The following is a 1651-nucleotide window of genomic DNA, read 5'->3' on the forward strand; positions in this document are numbered from 1 at the left end:
CCCCCACGTCGGGTCGACAAGGACACCCGGCCACCGGCGTCGTCTTCGGCGCAACCGAGCTTCGACTACGGTGATGGCACTACCCGAAGAAATCCTTGACCTGAGTGACATTGCAGCCGATGATCAGCGGATTGCCTTCAGGGCTGGTGGTGACGGCCTTCAAGTGCCCTTCGCTGGTGACGGAGGTTTTCGTTGAACTGCCACCTTCCACATTGCCGAAGAAGAACGGCCAGATACCGATGTCGCCGTCCGATTCGAACCTCTCCCGATCCTTCTGGGAATAGATGGCATCGGAAGTCACCGTGCACTCGATTCCATCAACCACGATCAGATCGGTGCAGAATCGCTGCATGTCGCCCTTGGGGCCGAAGGTGCTGTTCCAACTCGGCTTTCCGGGCTTCCATACGGTGTTGTCCTCCGTGGAGTAGGCACGGGACAGTGCCGCGGAGTTGTACCAACGCCCTGGGCGCCCTGGAAGCGTCATCACGTGGCCAAACGTGCATTCGACAGTGACGTTCGAGCTGGCGAAGGTCTCACTGACCTTGGACCAGCCTCCTCCCCCTCCGCCGAAGATGAAGTAGAAGACACCGAATTCGCCGCTGGCCCACGTCTTCCGAACATCGGTTTTGGCCGTGGCGCTGTCGAAGGTGATCTTTGCGCCTTGCGCCCTACTGATGCCGTTCCTCAGATCCTCGATCGTGGAGCTGAAGTCAGGCGTGTTCCTGATGAAGTGGCTCTTGTCACGCACCTGCTCCTGCGCCTGAAGCAGCGGATCATTGACCAGCTGCTCCAGGGCCTGTGTGCCTGCTTCGGCGATTTCCGGATGGTTCGCCGCAGCCCAATCCCGGAACACCCCTGGGAGCTGTTCGATGGTCGGCGCCGGCTTAAGCTTCTTGAGGTATTTCTTCCACTCGTCGATGTAGTCTCCGACAGCTTCCTCGAACGCGTCGTCACTCGGCGGCTGGAGCCTGTTGATGACCTCAGCGTAGGTGTCGTAGAAGCGGTTTTCTCCTGCCTCATCGAAGTGGTAGGCCAGGGTCCGGGGCGGGATGCTGTCGAAGAAATTCCAGATCTTGTCCGACGTATTTCCGACCGGGGTCGCCGGCGAGATCAGCTGGAATCGGTTGGGGTCCAGCTGAAGCCCTTGGATCAGCGCGTTGTACAGGCCGGCCTTCTTTTCCTGCTGTGCGTCTTCGGTCTCGCCTTTGGAGGGCATGGGCCATCCTTTCTGTTCGCCTTGGCAGGAACTCCGCGCCCTGCCCATGACACAAAGTGGAGCGTATGCGCACTTACTGAAGCACAGTTGAGCTGGATTTCTCCGGAGCCAGGCATCGTGTCGCCATGAAACAAGGCCACCAAGGATTGGAATCTCAGGACGCCTTGACGATAAACCTACCGATTCCTTGGGAGGAAAGTTCTGATTCCAATCATTGCATCGCAGGGTGGTACACCAGCCCCAATCCCACCGGCCCGGCGGCCGCCGTCGACTCCGCACGCCTGGACACCGTCCCCGCCGACATGCGCCGCGCCGCCCTCCGAAAGCCGCTTCGGTCCGGGCTCACTTCTGACAATGCGTTGGCCAATGCGAAGAACCATCACGCAGGAGAGGAGCCACCGGTGTTTCGGATGCGCGAGGCGATCGCGGCAGACG

2 protein-coding genes are annotated in these 1651 nt (G+C 60.1%); one reads left to right on the top strand and one right to left on the bottom strand.

Going from position 1 to position 1651, the window contains the following annotated elements:
• Positions 1–79: 79 nt before the first annotated feature.
• Positions 80–1216: a hypothetical protein gene (locus ACFU6K_RS38505; protein ID WP_380671248.1), complete on the bottom strand. Its 1137-nt coding sequence runs from the start codon at positions 1214–1216 to the stop codon at positions 80–82.
• Positions 1217–1341: 125 nt separating this feature from the next.
• On the opposite strand from ACFU6K_RS38505, the gene ACFU6K_RS38510 reads away from it, so the two are divergent.
• Positions 1342–1651: hypothetical protein (locus ACFU6K_RS38510; RefSeq protein WP_380671250.1), on the top strand; the 310-nt coding region annotated here is incomplete at its 3' end.

This window comes from Kitasatospora sp. NPDC057512 (assembly GCF_042802135.1).
Classification (GTDB): Bacteria; Actinomycetota; Actinomycetes; order Streptomycetales; family Streptomycetaceae; genus Kitasatospora.

Coding starts and splice junctions, on each gene's coding strand:
- ACFU6K_RS38505 (WP_380671248.1), bottom strand. CDS start 1,216: ATGCCCTCCAAAGGCGAGACCGAAGACGCACAGCAGGAAAAGAAGGCC.